The sequence below is a fragment of the Flavobacterium sp. HTF genome, from assembly GCF_003105115.1.
In the GTDB taxonomy this organism is placed as follows: domain Bacteria; phylum Bacteroidota; class Bacteroidia; order Flavobacteriales; family Flavobacteriaceae; genus Flavobacterium.
Window position 1 is genome coordinate 85,315 of record NZ_QETH01000001.1, and the last position, 21,682, is coordinate 106,996.

Below are 21,682 nucleotides of genomic sequence, written 5' to 3' on the forward strand. Positions count from 1 at the left end.
AATTTTTAGATTTGTCTAAATTTAATTTTACAATAATGAAATATTTATTTTCGATATTATTTTTAATTTCGGCGAAAGCCAGCTATGCACAAACTATTTCCGGTAAAATAACTTCCGATGCTTTTGAAGCAGGAAAAGTAGAAGTAAAACTTCTTAATACAGATTTTAAAACAGAAACAGACAGTTTAGGATTTTATAAACTGAGCAATATACCGATTGGTACTTATAGATTGTCTGTTGCTGCTGCAGGGTTGAGAACAGTTACTCAAAAAATATCAGTTTTGGAAAATCAGGATTTAAACCTTGATTTTGAACTCAAAGAAGATAAAAATGAATTGAATGAAGTGGTTGTTTCAGGAACTTTAAAACCTGTGAGACGATTAGAAAGTGCCGTTCCGGTTGAGGTTTATTCGCCGGCTTTCTTTAAGAAGAACCCAACTCCAAGTATTTATGATGCACTTCAAAACATAAATGGAGTTCGTCCGCAGTTGAATTGTGGTGTTTGTAATACGGGTGATATTCATATCAATGGACTTGAAGGACCCTATACTCTGGTTTTAATTGACGGAATGCCAATTGTGAGCAGTCTGTCGACAGTTTATGGCCTGTCCGGGATTCCGAATTCTCTTGTAGAAAGAATTGAAATCGTAAAAGGTCCGGCGTCGTCTCTATACGGAAGCGAAGCGGTTGGGGGCTTAATCAATATTATTACTAAAAGCCCAACAAACGCTCCTGTTTTTTCTGCAGATTATTTTACCACTTCTTATTTTGAAAGTAATCTTGATTTGGGAATGAAGTTTAATGCCGGAAAAAAAGCGGTTTCTCTTTTGGGTATAAACTATTTCAACTACGATCAGGTTATAGACAAAGACAAGGATAATTTTACCGATGTTACGCTTTCAGAAAGGATTTCGGTTTTTAATAAATGGAGTTTTAAGCGAAATGATAACCGTTTGTTTACCATTGCAGCACGCGGAATGTATGAAGATCGATGGGGCGGGGATATTCGTTGGGAAAAGAAATATCGGGGAGGTGACGAAATCTACGGTGAAAGTATTTACACCAAAAGAGCCGAATTAATCGGAAGTTATCAATTGCCTTTTGAAGAAAAACTGATGCTTTCCTTTTCCGGAAATGTTCATTATCAGGACAGTCGCTACGGAACGACTTCTTATATCGCCAATCAGAAAATTGGTTTCCTGCAGCTGACGTGGGATAAAAAGATAGGAAGAAATGATCTTCTTGCCGGAATTGCCAGCCGTTATACTTATTACGACGACAATACAACTGCAACAAAAGAAGCTGAAAATACCTGGCTTCCCGGAATTTTTGTTCAGGACGAGATTACGTTTTCTCCAAAAAGCCAGCTTTTATTAGGTATGCGTTATGATTATAATTCCATTCACGGATCTATCTTAACACCCAGACTGGCATATCGCTTCAAGGCAAATGAAAACACGATTTTCCGTTTAAATGCCGGAACCGGATTTAGGGTTGTGAATTTATTTACCGAAGATCATGCTGCCTTAACAGGTTCGAGAGATGTTGTACTTGCCAATAATCTGAATCCGGAACAATCGGTAAATGTCAACCTGAATTATATTCAGAAAATTAATTTCGGGAACGGAACTTTTATGGGAATTGAAACAACGGCATTTTATACCAGATTCAGCAATAAAATCATTTCCGACTATGAAACAAATCCGAATGAAATCATTTACGATAATATTGACGGTTATGCAATCAGTCAGGGTATTAGTACGAACGTAGATCTTAATTTTCCTTCAGGGTTAAAATTTATAGTAGGAGCAACGGTTCTGGACAATAAAAATGTTGAAAACGGAATTTCGCAACGCCCTTACTTAACGGAGAGTTTTACAGGAACGTGGAGCGTTTCGTATAAAATAGAACCCTGGCATTTATCCATGGATTATACCGGAAATGTTTACAGTCCGATGAATTTGCCATTGTTGAGCGAGACGGATCCGCGAAGCCCAAAATCGCCATGGTATAGTATTCAGAACATCCAGTTTACGTATTCGGGATGGAAGAATTTTGAAGTTTACGGTGGAATCAAAAATCTGCTGAACTTTACACCAAAGCAAAATAATCCGTTTTTGATTTCAAGAACGAACGATCCTTTTGATAAAAATGTCCAAATTTCAGATGGAACCGCTGTTGGTATTCGTGGTAATGTAGTTCCGAAAGGCCAGATTGTAGATACGCCGGATAATCCGTACGGATTGACTTTTGATACAACGTATGTTTACGGGCAAAACCAGACCATTCGTGGATTTTTTGGGTTGCGCTATACGTTTAGATAAAATTTATGAGCCTCATTTTGTACAGATTAAAATGATTTTTATTAATTGTCACCCTGAGCGAAGTCGAAGGGTTCGCCAACTGGAGCGGGCTTCGACTTCGCTCAGCCTGACAGACGAAAAATCCTTTTAATATGTGAAATCTATGATAAAAAACAAAAAGAATGAAAAAGCTGTTTATATTTATTATTCTCTTCGGAATAACTTCAACAGGTTTCTGCCAGTTAAAAAGCAGAACCTTTGAAGAAGCAGACAGCCTGCAGCTAATTCAAAAGAAAAAAATAATTGTTTTCATTCATACCGATTGGTGTCAGTTTTGTCAGCAAATGAAAACGACAACTTTTAAAAATCATGAAATCATTAAAAAACTGAATTCAGATTTCTATTTTATTGATTTGAATGCCGAAGAAAGACGTGAGATAAGATTTAATAATCAGACATTTAAATATCAGCCTTCAGGAAACAATGTCGGAGTTCATGAACTGGCTTTACAGCTTGGAACAAATAACAATCAGATAGTATATCCGGTTGTATGTGTTTTGAATGAGAAAAAAGAAATCATCTTTCAGTATTCGAATTATTTATCGATAAAGGATTTTAAACTTCTTTTGGAAAAACTGGAAAAATAAATTTTCTTATTTTTGAGAATGAATTCCTCACAAATCAAACATTTCGATTACATTTTTACCGGAACGGGTTTATCGGCTTTGATGACTGTTTATAAAATGATTCAGGCTGGTAAATTCGAAGACAAGTCTATATTGCTTTTGGATGAAAATTTTAAGAAGACCAATGACAGAACCTGGTGTTTTTGGGATAAAGGTGAAAGTATTTGGAATTCGGTTATCTCAAAAAAATGGAATTCGGCTTTGTTTGCGAATGAAAAATTTAAGCGTGATCTAGATTTAAAGCCCTATCAATACAATCAAATCCGCGGATTAGACTTCTATAATTTTGTTTTGGAAGAAATTTCAAAACATTCCAATATTACCTTTTTAAAAGAAAAAGTAACCGACATCAACGAACAGGAAACCCATGTTTTTGTTGGTACGGAATACAATCGCTACACCTGCAGTTATTTATTTAATAGTATTTACACCAAAACTTTTGCCGAAAGTCAAACCAAATACCCTGTTTTGCAGCAGCATTTTATAGGCTGGTTTATCAAAAGCAACATTGAAATCTTCAATCCTGAACAGGCGACTTTCATGGATTTTTCAGTAGAACAAAAAGGGAATACCCGTTTTATGTATGTTTTGCCAACTTCGAAAACCGAAGCTTTAGTAGAATATACCTTATTCTCAGATAAATTACTCCAGCAGGACGAATATGAAAATGAAATTCAAAAGTATTTAAAAAAGTTAGGCGCAACAGCTTATGAAATCGTTGAAAAAGAGCAGGGTAGTATTCCGATGACTTGTTTTCCGTTTTGGAAAAGAAATACCAAACGGGTTCTGAATATAGGGACTGCCGGCGGATGGACAAAAGCGAGTACCGGTTATACATTTAAAAATTCAGATAAAAAATCAACAGATTTGGTAAATTTTATTCAGACAGAAGGCTTCAAAATGAAGGACTTCCATAAAAAATCCAGATTTTGGTTTTATGATTTACTGCTTTTGGATATCCTGTATCGGCATAATGAGCTGGGGAACCAGATTTTTTCTTCCTTATTCAAAAAAGGAAGTCCAGGATTGATTTTCAAATTTCTAGATGAAGAAACCTCTTTGATTGAGGATTTTAAAGTTATTTTAAAGTGCCCGAAAGGACCATTTATTAGGGCTTTGTTTAGATTGAAATTTAAATAAAAGACTTTTTTATGCAGATAAGAATTAATCAATCGAACTATAACAAAACTTTATACTTCAAATTAAGTAGTTGTGAGTAAACTTTGTAACTTTGCAGTTCAAAAGTAAAATTTAAAAATATACCAATATGTATCCACAAGAAATGGTAAGACCAATGGAAGCTGAATTAACTGCTGCTGGTTTTCAAGATTTACATAGTGCTGAAGCTGTAGATAATGCTATCAAAGCTGAAGGTACCACTTTAGTTGTTGTAAACTCTGTTTGCGGTTGTGCTGCAAGAAATGCACGTCCGGGAGCAAAAATGAGTTTAGAAGGTGCTAAAAAACCAGATCACTTAATTACTGTTTTTGCTGGTGTTGATAAAGAAGCTGTTGATGCAGCAAGACAACATATGTTCCCTTTTCCTCCATCATCGCCATCTATGGCTTTGTTCAAAAACGGAGAATTAGTTCACATGTTAGAGCGTCACCACATCGAAGGTCGTCCAGCTGAATTAATCGCTGAGAATTTACAGGATGCATTCAATGAATTCTGCTAATTAAAGGTTCAAAACAGTAAAAGTACAGAGGTACAAAGATTTTAAAAGCACTATTAATTTAGTGCTTTTTTGTTTTTACTAGATCCGTGTTAAAGGCTTAGAGTCTTAGCAACTCAGTATCTCAGAACCTTTGTCTCTTTGATTCTTTGCAACTTTGAACCTTTTTCGTAGCTTTGCACCTTCAAAAAATAATTTCTAAACTTAAAACTGTTTATAGCATGCAACTGTACAACACTTTGAGCGCAGAAGAAAGAGCCATCATGATCGATGATGCAGGTCAACAACGTCTTACGTTGTCTTTCTATGCGTATGCCAAAATTCAAGATCCCAAAAAATTTCGCGATGATTTATTTTTAGCCTGGAATGCACTCGATGCATTAGGCCGAATTTATGTTGCCAATGAAGGAATTAATGCCCAAATGAGCATTCCTGCCGAAAATCTGGAGGCTTTCAGAACAACTCTTGAAGTTTATGATTTCATGAAAGGCATTCGTTTGAATGAAGCTGTTGAACATGATGATCACTCATTTTTAAAATTGACCATTAAAGTTCGTCACAAAATTGTTGCCGACGGTTTAAATGATGACACTTTTGATGTAACCAATATAGGCATTCACCTGAAAGCCAAAGAATTTAACGAAATCCTTGATGATCCCAATACTATTGTAGTAGATTTTAGAAATCACTATGAGAGTGAAGTCGGACATTTTAAAGGTGCTATAACTCCGGACGTTGAAACTTTCAGAGAAAGTTTACCAATTATCAACGAACAGCTTCAAAATTATAAAGAAGATAAAAATCTGGTAATGTATTGTACCGGAGGAATCCGTTGCGAGAAAGCAAGTGCTTATTTCAAACACCAGGGCTTTAAAAATGTTTATCAACTGGAAGGTGGAATCATCAACTATGCGAAACAGCTTCAGGAAGAAGGTCTGGAAAGTAAATTTATTGGAAAAAATTTCGTTTTTGATAATCGTCTGGGCGAAAGAATTACGGATGATATTATTTCGCAATGCCATCAATGCGGAAAACCTTGTGATAACCATACCAATTGCGAAAATGACGGATGTCATTTATTGTTTATCCAGTGTGACGACTGTAAAGCTGCAATGGAAAACTGCTGTTCTACGGAATGTCTGGATATTATTCATATGCCATTAGTAGATCAGGTAAGGTTAAGAACCGGACAACAAGTTGGCAATAAGGTTTTCAGAAAAGGAAAATCTGAAAATCTAAAGTTCAAGCATTCTGGAGAATTGCCAGATGCTGCTTTGGCTGCAGCAAACAAACCTGCCGATATCCGCCAGAAGATAAAAGTTAAGAAAGTACTACTTGGAAAAGCAGAACACTATTATGTAAAAGCGCAAGTAGGACAATTTACAATAGAAAATCACGAACTAAACAGCGGTGATAAAATCTTAATTTCCGGACCAACTACAGGTAATCAGGAATTGGTTTTGGACAAAATAATCGTTGATGGCGCAGAAACTCAATCTGCTAAAATTGGTGATAAGGTTACTTTCGAAATTCCTTTTCGTATTCGTTTGTCAGATAAATTGTATAAGATTTTAGAATAGTTTATCATGACATTGAATAACAAAATCGAACTCATGGCTCCCGCCGGGAACTTTGAGTCACTTCAGGCTGCCTTAGATAATGGTTGTGATTCTGTATATTTTGGAGTTGAACAGCTGAACATGCGCGCAAGATCAACGGTAAATTTCACTATTGAAAATTTAAAAGAAATCGCTGCCCGCTGTGAAGCCAAAAATGTTCGAAGCTATCTTACGTTAAACACCATTATTTACGATCACGATTTATCGGTTGTAAAAACATTATTAAATAAAGCTAAAGAAGCCAATATTACGGCAGTAATAGCTTCTGACCAGGCTGTAATTGCGATGGCAAGGTCGATTGGAATGGAAGTGCATATTTCTACACAGCTGAATGTAACCAATATCGAAACCATAAAATTCTATAGTTTATTTACTGATACAATGGTTTTGAGCCGGGAATTAAGTTTACGTCAGGTAAAGAATATTACAGCTCAAATTGAAAAAGAACAGATAAAAGGACCAAACGGAAATTTAGTGGAAATCGAAATTTTTGGTCACGGTGCTTTATGCATGGCCGTTTCAGGAAAATGTTATTTGAGTTTACATTCGCATAATTCATCTGCGAATCGTGGGGCCTGCAAACAAAACTGTCGAAAAAAATATACCGTTATCGATCAGGAAACAGGTTTTGAGATCGAACTCGATAATGAGTATATGATGTCTCCCAAAGATTTATGTACACTCGATTTTTTAGATCAGGTTATCGATTCGGGAATTCAGGTTCTAAAAATCGAAGGACGTGGGCGTGCTCCGGAATATGTAGCGACAGTAATCAAAACCTATCGGGAGGCCATCGATGCCTATTATGATGGAACATTCTCAAAAGAAAAAACCGCAATTTGGATGGAAGCTTTAAACACCGTTTACAATCGTGGATTCTGGTCTGGTTATTATCTGGGTCAGGAATTAGGAGAATGGAGCGATATTCCGGGATCTGCAGCAACGCAGAAAAAGGTTTACGTTGGAAAAGGCACACATTATTTCCCAAAAGCTGAAGTAGGGCAGTTTAAAATTGAAGCTTACGATATAAAAATTGGAGATAAAATTCTCGTAACCGGACCAAGTACGGGAGCTCAGGAAATGATTATTGACGAAATGTTTGTGAATGATACTGCCGGAGAAAAAGCAATAAAAGGGGATGACTGCAGTTTCAAATTGCCATTCAGAATCAGAATGTCTGACAAATTATATAAAATTGTTGAGGCATAATGGTTATTATTACTTTACAAAGAGATAAATGCATTGGTTGTAACTACTGTGTTGAGATGGATCCGGTTCATTTTCAAATGTCCAGGAAAGACGGGAAATCTGTTTTAATTCATTCACAAAACGCAAAAGGATTTTATACTCTGAAATCCCCTAATCATACCATTGTAGAAAGCTGTGAGCTGGCAGCTAAGGCTTGTCCGGTGAAGATTATTACGGTTAAGGAAACATAGAAATATATTTTAGTCATAAAAAGAATCATAATTTGAACTTCCCTAAATAAGGATCTAACTTTTTTTAGGGAAGTTCATTTTTTATATCATTTAAAGTTGCTTATGACTTATCTTTTATAATTTGGTTTGCTGAGTAAAACAGGGCTCGTATTGGCAAGAACCCATTTAGTTGCGAGTTCGCATAAAAAATTAAGTTCATCAGTTTCTCCATCTCCGTTTTTGCGAATATCTTTTATAATTAAATCTGCTTTTGCAAGTTCGTCATCAGGAAGTGAATTGTTTGAGGATAAATGGATAAAAAAGGCATCTAACATTTTTTTGAAATCAATATTCCAATTTCCTCCACCGTTTCTATATATTTCATCTCTCACTTTTCCTGCAATGCGTATTACTTCGCCTTGTACGGTTTTCGAACTACCTCTTGATGGTATTAAGAGTTCCCATAGTTTTTCGTACTGTTCTTTCCAGGTTGAACCTGTAACAAAAATTGGAGACACACCGTCGTGCAGAATGCGCCTTTTTACAGGCGAAACATCATAGATTTCATAAAGTTCGTTTAGTGCATTGTCTGTTTCTTCTAAAAAATCTTTATTGAAATTTTCTCTGTGAAATTCAAAATCTTCCCCTCTACGGATGACAGCATCTTTCATGGTTTGACTTATTTTGCTGTCAGATTTTAAAAGTAGTTTTGATATTTTGACCAAATTTACAAGGTTTGTATTATTTGCCCTAATCAGAGCACGTTCTAATGGAGTTTGTTTGCTGTTATTCAATGAATTGATGTCTGCTCCATATTCAATCAGTTTTTTAACAGCATCTGCATTAAAGCCACTGCTAGTGGCAAAATGTAAAGGCGTATCTCCATAATTGTCTATTGCATGTACATTTGCACCGAGTTCTAATAAAGTTGTTATCTTGCCAGTGTGTATCATTGCATTTTGATGTAATGCAGTACGCTTATAAATATCAACCGCTTCTATATCTGCACCGTTTTGTACCAGCCAGCGTACCAGTTCATCAGGAATACTCCAAAAGCTTAATGCTGTTGATTTTCCATAACCACCCCTTGCTTCCAATTCACAGGTATCAAATACTGCTTTTAAAGCTTCAATATCTTTCTTCTCAATTAATTCGTCAAAATTTTTAGGAAGTGTTTTCTTTTTCTTTGCCATTCTTTTTCTAAACTATTTACCAGAACATTTGCCTCAAAGTAGGTAATCTGAAATTAATTATAATACAGTAATTTGAAGGTTGTAAGTTGTCCCAAATACAGGAACTTACATATTATAAACCTAAGGTTCAGATTCCACTTTGTTATTTATCCTTTTAAAACTTTACTTTTTTCATTTTCAAATTCTTCTGCTGTTAGAATTCCGGCATCCAGAAGTTCTTTTAAATCCAGTAGCGCTTTTTTCTTGGCTTCTATGGAATTTGATGTGTCGGCTTTTGGTGCTTCAGTTTGCGGAGTTGTATGTATCGGATTAACAATTGTTCCGGATGGTGCATATTTCAGGATTAATTCTGTAATTTCATTAAAGCCTTTTACATTCGAATAATCAATCGCTTTTTGTTCTTTTACGTTTACGATTGCGGCATCGGCTTTATTGTCCAATAAATATTTAACAACATCTTTCTTTCCGTTGGCTGCGCTGTAATGCAAAGGCGTATTTCCTGATTCGTCCTGAATGTTGATATTGGCTCCGGCTTCGATTAACAATTTTACCATGCTTAAATTACCTTTTTTGGTAGCCACATGTAAAAGACTTTCACCACCATAAGTATAATTGCTGTTAAGTGTAAAAGTAGATTCGTTAGCAATATTAGTAGCGCTTACAATCCAATCCAGATAATCATTCATTGATGAAGTATCGCCTGCGACAGGTTTGCTATAGTTTACATCTACTCCGTTTTCTAAAAACAATGCCACAATTTCTTTTTGATTGTTGGAGCAGGCGTACCAAATTGGAGAATATCCATTATTGTTGGAAGTAAATACATCGGCTCCTCTTTCTATTAAAAGTTTTGCCAGCATTCGGTTGGTTTCGTAACAGGCAATCAAAAGAGCATTTTCGCCAGAATGATTTACATGGTTAATGTCTGCGCTATTATCGAGAAGCAAAGTAACCATCGGAATCGATTTTGTGTAACAGGCATAAAGTAGAGGTGTATTTCCTTGTTTATCCGTCACATTAATATCGGCTCCTTTGTCTAAAAGCAATTGAATAATTTCTCTGTTCAGTTTTGCTGAAGCTAATAACAAAGGTGTTTCGCCATTGTTATTCAGAAGATTAACATCAATTCCTGCTTCAAGCAACTTTGTTGCAATTTCAATTTGAGCAGTTTGGACGACTAAATGCAAAAGACTATTTCCATACTTATCGTTTTTGGTGATTTCTGCACCATTTTCTAAAAGATATAAAGCAGTTTGCTTTTGTTTTTGTAAACAGGCAAAGTACAAAGGTGTTTCTCCCTGATGATCTTCATAGTTGAGATCGGCACCATCCTCGGATAAAATTTTTACAATATCCAGATATCCCCTGTGAGCGGCATAATGAAGGGCAGTTCTTCCTTTTTCATCCGTATATTTTACATCTACTTCTTTATTTTGAAGAAGTAATTCGGCTATTTTTCTGTTGCCGTTTTCGCAGGCAATTATAAATGACATTGACATAGAATCTAGATTTTATATAAGTTTAGGCTTTCATTAAAAGTTCAACAGTCTTAATTTTCAAATTGTCTGCAGAAGCAAGTGTGAGAGCAGTTTCATCTTTATCGTTGGTAATATTTTTATCAGCACCATTTTCAAGAAGTAATTTTACTTTTCTGTAAATTTCTTTTGCCGCTTCAGCATCATAATTTACATTGTAAGCACAGACTTTATGTAATATCGTATTTCCCTGGTTGTCCTGTTCGTTAACATCAATTGATCCGATGTCTAATACCGATTTTAGAATACTCGATTTTTTCTCAGCAATGTAATCTAAACCCGATTTTGGATTTCCATAATATTGAGCACAGTGATTTAAGTCAGCGCCATCTGATAATAATCTTTGAAGTGAATTCAAATCATTCTCTGAATCAGACATCATTCGGATAAATTCTGTCAGCAGAGTTCTGCCATCTTTATTGATAGTATTGAAATTGGCTAATGACGATTCTGCTAAAAGCTCATACATCGGAATTGAAAATTGCTCACCAACAGCATAATAAAACGCACTGTTTTCCTGATTGTCTGTTTCGTTAGGATCGGCACCATTTTCTAACAGCAATGGGATATATTCTTTTTTGTTTCTTTTAACGGCGTACATTAATGGGGTGGTTCCTACTACATTTTTGTCATTGATGTCAACACTGTTTTCGAGTAGTATTTTAATATATTCCTGTCCTTTTTCGGCATTTAGGGAATAGTTATTTACAATTTTATGAATCAGGTTTTCCTGTGCGTTGTTTTTATATTGAGCGTTACAGCCGAAATCTTCAATTAAACTTTTAATTGCTTCCGGAACAGCTTCTTTTTCGATAAAATAACCCAATAAAGTCTGATCGCTGATTTCGTCATTAACATTGTCGACTTTTGACATTATTTCCTTAAAAAAAGAAAGAGACTCTTCATCATTTTTTATATTTCTGGAAAGAGAGCTGAATATGGATTTATCAAAGTTGTCCAGTTCGTAAATATCGGTTTCTATAAAACCCGCCTTTATTAAAGCTTCTATGAGGTCATTCGCTTTTGAATCTATGATTTTTGCTGTTATTTGCGAAAAGTTATTTTTAAGATATTGCTCAGAAAAAGGTTCTCCGTTTTTGATTGCTTCTCTTGCAGCGTCAAGATTTCCCTGAAAAATGTACTGTTCAATAATGTTTTGTGTGTGCATGTATAAAATATTAAAATGATAGGTATATAATAGATTCTGTGGCTTCAGAATTTTGAATTTTGAAGCCATAAACCGGATTGTAAGATAAAACATAAAAACGATAAATATATTTCAGAATTAAAATTAAAAACGTCTGTTTATGTTATAAAATTGACAGAATAGGGTTTTTATCAAATATCTTGCGTCAGTTTTTGATAAAAAAAGAGTATTAAAGAGGTTTTGATAAGATTAATTAATCTGATAGAAAGCATTTTTTTATTTAACATCCCTTAAGATTTAATACATATAAAGCCAAATAAAAAAAATACTATCTTTACCGATTAAACGTTTATGAACTTAAGTCGTCTTTTTGCGACACTACATATATAATTATGGCATGTACAAGTTGTTCAACCTCCGATGGCGGCGCACCAAAGGGTTGTAAAAATAATGGGACTTGCGGCACCGATAGCTGCAACAAATTGACGGTTTTTGACTGGCTTGCCAACATGAGTCCGTCAAATGGAGAGGCAATTTTTGATTGTGTTGAGGTTCGTTTTAAAAACGGACGTAAGGAATTTTTTAGAAATTCAGAAAAATTGACTTTAAGTATTGGTGATATAGTAGCAACTGTTGCTTCACCGGGACATGATATTGGAATTGTTACACTTACAGGCGAATTGGTAAAAATTCAAATGAAGAAAAAAGGAGTAAATCCTGATAGTAACGAAGTTCCGAAAATCTACAGAAAAGCATCTCAGAAAGATATTGATATCTGGTCAGTAGCACGTGACCGCGAAGAACCTATGAAGGTTCGCGCCCGTGAATTGGCGATTCAGCATAAACTGGAAATGAAAATTTCGGATATTGAATTCCAGGGAGACGGCTCAAAAGCAACATTTTATTATACAGCAAACGACAGAGTCGATTTTAGAATGCTGATTAAAGATTTTGCTAAAGAATTTAGTACCAGAGTAGAAATGAAACAAGTTGGTTTTCGTCAGGAAGCGGCCCGTCTTGGCGGAATTGGTTCTTGCGGAAGAGAACTTTGCTGTTCTACATGGCTTACAGATTTCAGAAGTGTAAATACTTCAGCAGCCAGATACCAACAGCTTTCACTAAACCCTCAGAAATTAGCAGGGCAATGTGGAAAATTAAAGTGTTGTCTTAATTATGAGCTTGATACGTACATGGATGCGTTAAAAGATTTTCCGGATTATGATACTAAGTTAGTAACTGAAAAAGGAGACGCAATTTGTCAGAAACAAGATATTTTTAAAGGCTTAATGTGGTTTGCCTACACGAATAATTTTGCAAACTGGCATGTTTTAAAAATTGATCAGGTTAAAGAAATCATTGCTGAAAACAAACAAAAAAATAAAGTATCTTCTCTTGAAGATTTCGCTATTGAAGTTACTTCGGAGCCTGAAAAAGATTTCAATAATGCAATGGGTCAGGAAAGTTTAACACGTTTTGATCAGCCAAAAAGAAAGAAAAAACCAAATCGAAAACGCAAGCCAAATGCTGAAAATGCAATTGTTGCAAACCCAAATCAGGCAAAACCTCAGGCGAATAACAATAATAAGCCTGCAGGAGCAAATCCAAACAAGCAGAAAAAGCCGAACAACAAACAAAATCATTCGAACAAACCAAATAATCCGAATGACAACAAACCGGCAGAACCAAGAAAACCTATAATTATTACTAAAAATGAGAATAAAAAATAGCGGGATTCTTATTTTGGCAGCGATACTTCTTTTTTCATGCGACAAAAAAAGAGTATTTGATCAGTACAAATCTGTTGGAAGTGCGTGGCATAAAGACAGTATTGTAACATTTGATCTGCCAGTTTTAGATTCTACCAAAAAGTACAATTTATTTGTAAATTTGAGAGACAATAACAATTATCCGTTTAATAATTTGTTTTTAATTGTAGCTATTGAAACACCAAGCGGATTCACAAAAGTGGATACCCTGGAGTACCAAATGGCAAATCCGGATGGAACGTTATTAGGAAACGGGTTTACAGATATAAAAGAAAGTAAACTGTTTTATAAAGAAGGTGTGAAATTTAGAGGAAAATACAAAGTACACATCAAACAGGCAGTTAGGGAATCAGGAAAAATACCTGGTGTTCAGGCTTTAGAAGGTATTACAGACGTAGGTTTTAGAATAGAACAAAAAGATTAGACGAATATTTATGGCTACTAAAAAAAACAATCAAACAGCTACTACTAAAGATATTAACTATTATAAAAAGAAATTCTGGAGGGTTTTTGCCTATACTTTATTAGGGATTTTGGCTTTCTTTTTATTTGCATCATGGGGATTATTCGGATCGATGCCTTCTTTTGAGGATTTAGAAAACCCGGACTCTAACCTGGCTACCGAAATTATTTCCTCTGACGGAGTTGTAATTGGTAAGTATTTCAAAACAAACAGATCTCAGCTGAAATATTCAGATCTTCCAAAAAGTCTGGTTGAAGCTTTGGTCGCTACCGAAGATGCCCGTTTCTACGAACATTCAGGAATTGACGGACGTGGAACTTTAAGAGCTGTTTTTACTTTAGGAACAAACGGAGGGGCGAGTACATTAACCCAACAGTTGGCAAAACAACTATTTCACGGAGAAGGATCTAAATTCCTTCCTTTTAGGATTGTACAAAAAATAAAAGAATGGATTATTGCCATTCGTCTGGAAAGACAATATACCAAAAATGAAATTCTGGCAATGTATTGCAATGTTTATGATTTCGGAAATTATTCGGTTGGAGTAAGTTCAGCTGCACAGACCTATTTTTCTAAAGACCCGAAAGATTTAACAATGGATGAGTCAGCTATTTTAGTTGGAATGTTCAAAAACTCAGGATTATACAATCCCGTTAGAAATCCACAAGGGGTAAAGAACCGTCGTAACGTCGTGCTTTCTCAAATGGCAAAAGCAAAAATGATTTCAGAGTCTGAAAAAGAAAGATTGCAAGCCTTGCCAATTGCTTTAAAATTCAAATTGGAAAGTCACCGCGAAGGAATGGCTACTTATTTCAGAGAGTATCTTCGTGATTATATGAAGAAATGGACAGCTGAAAACAAAAAACCGGATGGTTCAGATTATGATGTCTACAAAGATGGTTTGAAAATATATACTACTATCGATTCAAGAATGCAGAAATATGCAGAAGAGGCAGTATCCGAACACATGAAAAACCTGCAACAGCAATTTTTTATTGAAATGAAAAACAATAAAAATGCGCCTTTTGTGAACATCACCAAAGCGGAAACAGATCGTATCATGATGCAGGCAATGAAAAATTCTGTTCGTTGGGCGACTTTGAAAGATATGGATAAAAGCGAGGATGAAATCATTAAATCTTTTGATGTAAAAGCTAAGATGACAATATTTACCTGGAAAGGGGAGCGTGATACTATTATGACGCCAATGGATTCTATTCGTTATTACAAACACTTTTTGCAATCCGGCTTAATGGCAATGGAACCGCAAACCGGAAATATTAAAGCATGGGTTGGAGGTATTAATTATAAATATTTCCAATACGATCACGTTGGACAGGGAGCAAGACAAGTAGGATCTACTTTTAAACCATTTGTTTATGCAACCGCTATTGAACAATTAAATATGTCTCCTTGTGATTCTATCCTTGACGGACCATTTATGATTCACAAAGGGCGACACCACGTAACTGCAGACTGGGAGCCAAGAAACTCTGACAACAGATACAGAGGAATGGTAACTTTAAAACAAGGTTTGGCAAACTCTATCAATACCGTTTCGGCAAAATTAATTGACAGAACAGGTCCGGAAGCAGTTGTTGAATTGACCAGAAAACTGGGAGTTAAGACAGAAATTCCCGTACAGCCTTCTATCGCATTAGGAGCTGTTGATATTACAGTTGAAGATATGGTGGCTGCATACAGCACATTTGCCAATCAGGGAGTTTACGTAAAACCACAATTTTTAAGCAGAATTGAGAACAAAAGCGGTGAGGTTATCTATGAGCCAATCCCGGAATCTCATGATGTATTAAATAAAGATATTGCCTTTGCAGTAATCAAATTACTTCAGGGTGTAACTGAAACCGGATCCGGAGCGCGTTTACGTACGCAGGGCGGTGGTAGTGGAGATAACCGTTGGACCGGATATCCGTATATGTTCAAAAATCCAATTGCGGGTAAAACCGGAACAACACAAAATCAATCAGACGGTTGGTTTATGGGAATGGTTCCAAACTTAGTAACAGGTGTTTGGGTAGGTTGTGAAGACCGTTCAGCACGTTTTAAAAGTTTGACTTACGGACAAGGTGCAACAGCAGCATTACCAGTTTGGGCCTATTTTATGAAATTGTGTTACGCCGATAAAGATCTTCAGGTTTCTAAAGCTGAGTTTGAGCGTCCGGCTAATCTTTCTATCAAAGTAGATTGTTACCAAAGACCGGCAGTGGTAAAAGATACAACTCAAACAGAACAGAATACAGACGAATTCGAATTATAATTTAAGTTCATTCCTTATATAAAATATCCTTTTGTACTTCTATAAATTAGAAGATTGCAAAAGGATATTTTTTTTACAGTCAATAGATTTTATTTTTTACGAAATCGTTATAATTAAATCTAAAAATCTTATTTTTATCAAAATTATACGGTAATAAAGACAGTTTGTTATGATAACAAAAAAAGTAAACAATGTTCAGGATGCTATAAAAGGAATCGAAAGCAGTATGACAATTATGTTCGGTGGTTTTGGATTATGCGGAATTCCTGAAAATACAATCGCTGCCCTGGTCAATACAACCATTTCGGATTTAACCTGTATTTCCAATAATGCCGGAGTTGACGATTTTGGACTTGGATTGCTTTTGCAGAAAAAGCAAATCAAAAAAATGATTTCATCCTATGTGGGAGAAAATGCAGAATTTGAGCGTCAGATGCTTTCGGGTGAATTAGAAGTTGAGCTTATTCCGCAAGGAACCCTGGCGGAACGTTCAAGAGCTGCTCAGGCTGGAATTCCAGCATTTTTTACTCCTGCGGGTTACGGAACAGAAGTGGCCGAAGGGAAAGAAGTACGGGAATTCAATGGTAAAATGCACATCATGGAAAAAGCTTTTGAAGCTGATTTTTCTATTGTGAAAGCATGGAAAGGCGACGAAGCCGGAAATTTGATTTTCAAAGGAACTGCCAGAAACTTTAACGCCTGTATGGCGGGTGCAGGAAAAATTACAATCGCTGAGGTCGAAGAATTAGTTCCGGCTGGCACTTTAGATCCAAATCAGATTCATATTCCGGGAATTATGGTACAGCGTATCTTTCAGGGAGAAAAATTTGAAAAGAGAATTGAACAGCGTACGGTAAGACAGAGAGTTTAATTAGATAATGAGATAATTAGTCAATTTGATAATGAATTAGATTACGCAAAGAAAATTATCTAATTGACTAATTGGCACATTAAAAAATGAACACATTAAAAATATGACCAAATTTTCGACACTTCTGATTTCCTTTTTGACTTTTCAAGCTTTTTCGCAAACACCGTCTGATCTTCGAAAAGAGTTAAATCAGATTATTGCAACTAAGAATGCGACAGTTGGGATTTCCATTAAAAGTATTGAAGACAAAGATACTTTAAGCATTAATGGAAATTTGAAAGCGCCTTTAATGAGTGTTTTTAAATTCCATATTGCTTTAACTGTTTTAAATAAAGTTGACGAAGGAAAGCTTTCACTAGATCAAAAAATCTTTATTAAGAAGAAAGATTTACATGAAAATACCTGGAGTCCGATGAGGGATGATTATCCTGAAGGGAATATAGATTTGACATTGGATAAATTATTGAGATATACAGTTTCCCATAGCGACAATAATGGGTGTGATGTATTGATTAAATTAGTTGGAGGAACAAAAGAGATTCAGAAATTTATAACCAAACAAGGAATTAAGGATTTTGTGATTAAGGTTAACGAACAGCAAATGGAAACATGGAAAAACCTTTATATAAATACTTCAACTCCATTAGCGACAACGGAATTGCTTGAGAAATTCTATAAAGGAGAAATTCTGAAAGAATCATCAACAAAATACTTGTATCAAATAATGACAGAAACATCAAGAGGTTTAACCTGGATGAAAGCAGGACTTCCTGAAGGTACGGAATTGGCACATCGAACAGGAATTTCAGGCACAAATGACAATAATTTGCGTGTTGCGATGAACGATGTTGGAATAGTAAAACTTCCAAATGGAAAACATTTTATACTTTCAGTTTATTTAAAAGAAATTACTGAAACCAAAGAAGACACTGAAAAAATAATTGCAGATATAACAAAAGTAACCTGGGATTATTTTACAAAAAAAGAATTAGATAATTAGAAAATGTGATAATTAGAAAATTATTTAGATGGCGCAGTATGGCATTATTTAATTATCTAATTTCCAAATTGACACATTAGAAATATGTTGACAAAAGAAGATATAGCAAAACGAATTGCAAAAGAAGTAAAAGACCGTTATTTCGTAAACCTTGGAATCGGGATTCCGACTTTGGTTGCTAATTACGTTCGTGAAGATATTGCGGTGGAATTCCAAAGTGAAAATGGAGTTTTAGGCATGGGGCCTTTTCCTTTTGCAGGAGAAGAAGATGCCGATATTATCAATGCAGGAAAACAAACCATAACGACACTTCCGGGAGCCAGTTTCTTTGATTCGGCTTTTAGTTTTGGAATGATTCGCAGTCAAAAAGTTGATTTAACTATTTTGGGTGCTATGGAGGTTTCTGAAAACGGAGATATTGCCAACTGGAAAATTCCGGGAAAAATGGTAAAAGGAATGGGAGGCGCAATGGATTTGGTGGCTTCCGCCGAAAATATCATTGTTGCCATGATGCACGTCAATAAAGCAGGTGAATCTAAAATACTTAAAAAATGTACTTTGCCATTAACAGGTGTAGGATGCGTTAAAAAGGTTGTAACAGAACTTGCCGTTCTCGAAGTAACAGAAAAAGGATTTAAGCTCTTAGAACGGGCGCCAGGTGTTTCTGTGGAGCATATCATAGCATCAACAGAAGCTGAGTTGATAATTGAAGGAGAAATTCCTGAAATGGCAATTTAGATTTTAACCGCCAGGAGCGCAGGAACGCAAAGGACACAAAGTTTTATAAAAAGCAAAGCCGCCCAAATTGGGCGGCTTTGCTTTTTATTTTTAAAGAATTGTATTAAATATCTTTGCGTTCATTGCGGTAAAGCAACTTACAAACTAAAACTCATTCTTCCGAAATAGTAAGCCCCGGTTGTTCCCATCTGTACGGGAGCATATTTAAATACTCCATAATAGCTGTTCTCATAGATCTGCTCATCCGGGAAAACATCAAATAAGTTATTGGCTCCTAATGCAATCTGAACCTTAGGTGTTATTTTGTAGGCTATAGTCATATCGGTAACGATTTTTCCATTGTGTTTCTGAATTCCTCCAAAAGGAAATCCATCACGGATAACTTCACCGAAATAAGTATTTCTCAATAAGAAATTCCATTTTGCAAAATTGTAATTTACCGCAAAAGTTCCTTTGTGTTTTGGTGTGTTAGTTTCTATAAGGCTTCTTTCCTGTGGCCCGTAGTAAACATCTTCCTGACCTGCAAATAAAGTCGGAATGTTGTTTAACGAATTATCAACTTTGTTGTTGTTGTAATTATAAAGTAATGAAAGGTTTATTTTTCCCTCACCAGCATTTATATCATAATCAATAACTACATCAAGTCCGTTTGTAGTGGTATTAATTGCATTTGTAAAGAAACGGCCTGTTTGCGCGCCATATGTTGCAAATATATCACGTAATTCGGGCACGGGTTCACCAAAAGCATCATTTCCTAAGTTTCCGGTTAAAATTATTCTGTTATCAATTCTTATGTGATAGAAATCGGCTGTAATACTTAGTTTTTTTGTTGGAGAAAAAACAATCCCAAAGCTGTAATTTCTGGAAGTTTCTTCTTTTAGTTTCGGAATCCCAAGTTTTTTGGCAACATCACTGTCATTTCTGAAAATACCTGAATTCAATAATTCTCCATCAACGACATCTGTTGCGATGTTATTGAAATATTGCTGATGTAAAGAAGGAGCCCTAAATCCGGAACTAATTGCTCCACGTACAAAAAGATTATCAAGGATTTTATACCTGGCAGATAATTTTCCATTTAGTGTATTTCCAAAATCTGTATAATCTTCATAACGTCCCGCAACTCCGATTAAAAATTTATCTGTAATGTCAGCTTCAACATCCGCATAAACAGCTTTGCTGTTTCTGTTTTTATCAACTTCATTTAATGGTGAAAACCCAGGGAAAGATTGTGCGCCGCCATCAATGTAAGAAGCTTCTTCGCCGGGAACAATTTGGTATTTCTCAAAACGATATTCACCACCAAAAGCAACGTTCAAACCATTGAAAATATCTTTATACAATCTCGAAATATCTGCGTTTACAGTGTTTTGAAGGAAAGAATGGTTTCCGGCTTTGAATTCAGTGGGGCTATTGGCGCCCAATGAAACATTGTTGGTATTTGAAACATCATAAACAAATTTATTCTCGCCAATTGTATTGCTCAAATCCAATTTCCATTGCCCAAATTTGAATTTAAAACCAACTGAAGAAGAAAGATCTGTTACAACTGAGTTTAATTCAGGCTGGAATCCAAAAGGAAAAATTGAAGGCACAACATTTTCAGTTTCACTTGGTAAACGTCTGAAGCCGTAGCCCGTTCCTTCACGATGACTCACACCGCCAGAAGCATAAAATTCGATTTGATCGTTTAGTGGAACAGAAGCATTAAAGAATCCCTGAATGTTTTTGATTCTTGCATCTCCAATTTGAAAATTAAAATCATCACGTTTCAATCCGTTTTGAGTAAGCAAGTTATCATCAATCTGGCGTGATTGTGCAGGATCATCTGCAAAGTCATAAGCAAAATAATTGTTGTAAGCCGACTGATCAAAAATAATCAGGTTATGATTTTGAGAACGATTTGTTTTCTGGCGGTTATTAAATTCCGCCGTTAAATTGATAAAACCTCCTTTATTACCGATTTTTGTACCATAGTTCAGATTGATATTGGTAGTCTCACCATCATTTCGTGAAGTTCCTCCGTATGTTGCATTAACATCAAAACCGGCATTATCTTTCAAAACCAAATTGATCACACCAGCAATAGCATCAGATCCATATTGCGCGGCTGCACCATCACGTAGTACTTCGATACGTTTTATTGCTGAGGCCGGAATAGCACTTAAGTCAGTTCCCACAGAACCGTTTCCAACCGTGTTTTGATAATTTACTAATGAAGTGGTATGTCTTCTTTTTCCATTAATTAAAACTAAAACCTGATCCGGACCCAAACCTCTTAAAGATGCCGGGTCGATGTGTTCGGTTCCGTCGGCAGAAGGTTGTCTGTTTGAATTAAATGATGGAATCAGATAAGTCAGAATATCATTTGTAGTGGTTTGAGGAGTTGTATTCCTGATTTTGGCAAGATTTACGACATCAACAGGAACTGCTGTTTCCAGTTTGCTTTTCTTTGGATTTCTGCTTCCGACTATTACAATTTCATCAAGACTATTGTTTTCCTGAACAAGCTGAATTTCTACAATATGATCTTTTGCAATTACTTCTTTGGAGTGATAGCCCAACAAGGAAACAATAAGAGTTGGCGCATTTGCTGAAGATGATATTTTAAATTTTCCTAATGCATCACTCGTTGTACTTATTTGTGTCCCTTTTACAAGAATAGTTGCAAATTCTAATGGATTGCCGTTTTCAGAAATAACGGTTCCACTAATTTCATGACTTTGTGCAAAAAACAAAGTGCTTGATAAAGTGAGAATTGCAGTTAATACAATTTTTATTTTTTTTCTCATAGATATTTATTTTGTGTAACGTATTGTTTGTTTTGGAAGTGCATTTATTTAGTCTATTATTTATATAGGCTAAAGAATTAAATGCAAATGTAATTTGAAAATTTCACAATTGATTGATATAATCTCATTTTTTAGAATCATAAAGCTTCATTTTTGAGCTTAATGAAATACCTTTGCCTAAATTCTAAAATGAAAAAA

17 protein-coding genes are annotated in these 21,682 nt (G+C 35.4%); 13 read left to right on the forward strand and 4 right to left on the reverse strand.

What is annotated here, in order from left to right:
- Positions 1-35 precede the first annotated feature (35 nt).
- The 7 genes from DCO46_RS00335 to DCO46_RS00365 all read left to right on the forward strand — a co-directional run bounded on the left by DCO46_RS00335 (position 36) and on the right by DCO46_RS00365 (position 7,722).
- On the forward strand, positions 36-2,324 hold the full coding sequence (locus DCO46_RS00335) for a TonB-dependent receptor (protein WP_116750603.1): 2,289 nt from the start codon (positions 36-38) through the stop codon (positions 2,322-2,324).
- A gap of 161 nt (positions 2,325-2,485) precedes the next feature.
- Positions 2,486-2,950 carry a thioredoxin family protein gene (locus DCO46_RS00340; protein ID WP_116750604.1) on the forward strand — a complete coding sequence of 155 codons (465 nt, stop codon included), beginning with the start codon at positions 2,486-2,488 and terminating at the stop codon, positions 2,948-2,950.
- An 18-nt stretch (positions 2,951-2,968) separates the two neighbouring features.
- Complete coding sequence (locus DCO46_RS00345; RefSeq protein ID WP_116750605.1) at positions 2,969-4,129, forward strand: lycopene cyclase family protein; 1,161 nt, start codon at positions 2,969-2,971, stop codon at positions 4,127-4,129.
- Between the two features lie 127 nt (positions 4,130-4,256).
- Positions 4,257-4,667: a BrxA/BrxB family bacilliredoxin gene (locus DCO46_RS00350; RefSeq protein ID WP_116750606.1), complete on the forward strand. Its 411-nt coding sequence runs from the start codon at positions 4,257-4,259 to the stop codon at positions 4,665-4,667.
- A 218-nt stretch (positions 4,668-4,885) separates the two neighbouring features.
- Positions 4,886-6,244 carry a rhodanese-related sulfurtransferase gene (locus DCO46_RS00355; RefSeq protein WP_116750607.1) on the forward strand — a complete coding sequence of 453 codons (1,359 nt, stop codon included), beginning with the start codon at positions 4,886-4,888 and terminating at the stop codon, positions 6,242-6,244.
- A gap of 6 nt (positions 6,245-6,250) precedes the next feature.
- Entirely contained in the window at positions 6,251-7,492 is a 1,242-nt protein-coding gene (locus DCO46_RS00360) for a peptidase U32 family protein (RefSeq protein WP_116750608.1), read from the forward strand.
- A complete protein-coding gene (locus DCO46_RS00365; RefSeq protein WP_116750609.1) occupies positions 7,492-7,722 on the forward strand; it encodes a ferredoxin in 231 nt (76 codons plus the stop codon). The genes DCO46_RS00360 and DCO46_RS00365 overlap by 1 nt, the downstream gene beginning before the upstream one ends.
- 107 nt (positions 7,723-7,829) lie before the next feature.
- Here DCO46_RS00365 and DCO46_RS00370 read toward each other — a convergent pair whose 3' ends face one another.
- From DCO46_RS00370 to DCO46_RS00380, 3 genes are all read right to left on the reverse strand, one after another.
- Entirely contained in the window at positions 7,830-8,894 is a 1,065-nt protein-coding gene (locus tag DCO46_RS00370; RefSeq protein ID WP_116750610.1) for an ankyrin repeat domain-containing protein, read from the reverse strand.
- A 146-nt stretch (positions 8,895-9,040) separates the two neighbouring features.
- The gene (locus DCO46_RS00375) at positions 9,041-10,387 is read right to left on the reverse strand and encodes an ankyrin repeat domain-containing protein (protein WP_243416224.1); all 1,347 of its coding nucleotides are present in this window, start codon (positions 10,385-10,387) and stop codon (positions 9,041-9,043) included.
- 28 nt (positions 10,388-10,415) lie between these two features.
- Positions 10,416-11,597, reverse strand: coding sequence for an ankyrin repeat domain-containing protein (locus DCO46_RS00380; protein ID WP_116750692.1), 1,182 nt, complete (start codon positions 11,595-11,597; stop codon positions 10,416-10,418).
- Between the two features lie 371 nt (positions 11,598-11,968).
- On the opposite strand from DCO46_RS00380, the gene DCO46_RS00385 reads away from it, so the two are divergent.
- The 6 genes from DCO46_RS00385 to DCO46_RS00410 all read left to right on the forward strand — a co-directional run bounded on the left by DCO46_RS00385 (position 11,969) and on the right by DCO46_RS00410 (position 18,692).
- Complete coding sequence (locus DCO46_RS00385) at positions 11,969-13,303, forward strand: stage 0 sporulation family protein (protein WP_116750612.1); 1,335 nt, start codon at positions 11,969-11,971, stop codon at positions 13,301-13,303.
- Positions 13,287-13,766, forward strand: a complete 480-nt coding sequence (locus DCO46_RS00390) for a gliding motility lipoprotein GldH (protein ID WP_116750613.1) — start codon at positions 13,287-13,289, stop codon at positions 13,764-13,766. The genes DCO46_RS00385 and DCO46_RS00390 overlap by 17 nt, the downstream gene beginning before the upstream one ends.
- Positions 13,767-13,776: 10 nt before the next feature.
- Positions 13,777-16,083: a penicillin-binding protein 1A gene (locus DCO46_RS00395; protein ID WP_116750614.1), complete on the forward strand. Its 2,307-nt coding sequence runs from the start codon at positions 13,777-13,779 to the stop codon at positions 16,081-16,083.
- Positions 16,084-16,252: 169 nt separating this feature from the next.
- The gene (locus DCO46_RS00400; RefSeq protein WP_116750615.1) at positions 16,253-16,954 is read left to right on the forward strand and encodes a CoA transferase subunit A; all 702 of its coding nucleotides are present in this window, start codon (positions 16,253-16,255) and stop codon (positions 16,952-16,954) included.
- A gap of 103 nt (positions 16,955-17,057) precedes the next feature.
- Positions 17,058-17,954: a class A beta-lactamase, subclass A2 gene (gene bla, locus DCO46_RS00405; protein ID WP_116750616.1), complete on the forward strand. Its 897-nt coding sequence runs from the start codon at positions 17,058-17,060 to the stop codon at positions 17,952-17,954.
- Positions 17,955-18,038: 84 nt separating this feature from the next.
- Complete coding sequence (locus DCO46_RS00410; protein WP_116750617.1) at positions 18,039-18,692, forward strand: 3-oxoacid CoA-transferase subunit B; 654 nt, start codon at positions 18,039-18,041, stop codon at positions 18,690-18,692.
- Between the two features lie 137 nt (positions 18,693-18,829).
- Here DCO46_RS00410 and DCO46_RS00415 read toward each other — a convergent pair whose 3' ends face one another.
- Positions 18,830-21,484 carry a TonB-dependent receptor gene (locus DCO46_RS00415; protein ID WP_207784935.1) on the reverse strand — a complete coding sequence of 885 codons (2,655 nt, stop codon included), beginning with the start codon at positions 21,482-21,484 and terminating at the stop codon, positions 18,830-18,832.
- Positions 21,485-21,682: the final 198 nt, after the last annotated feature.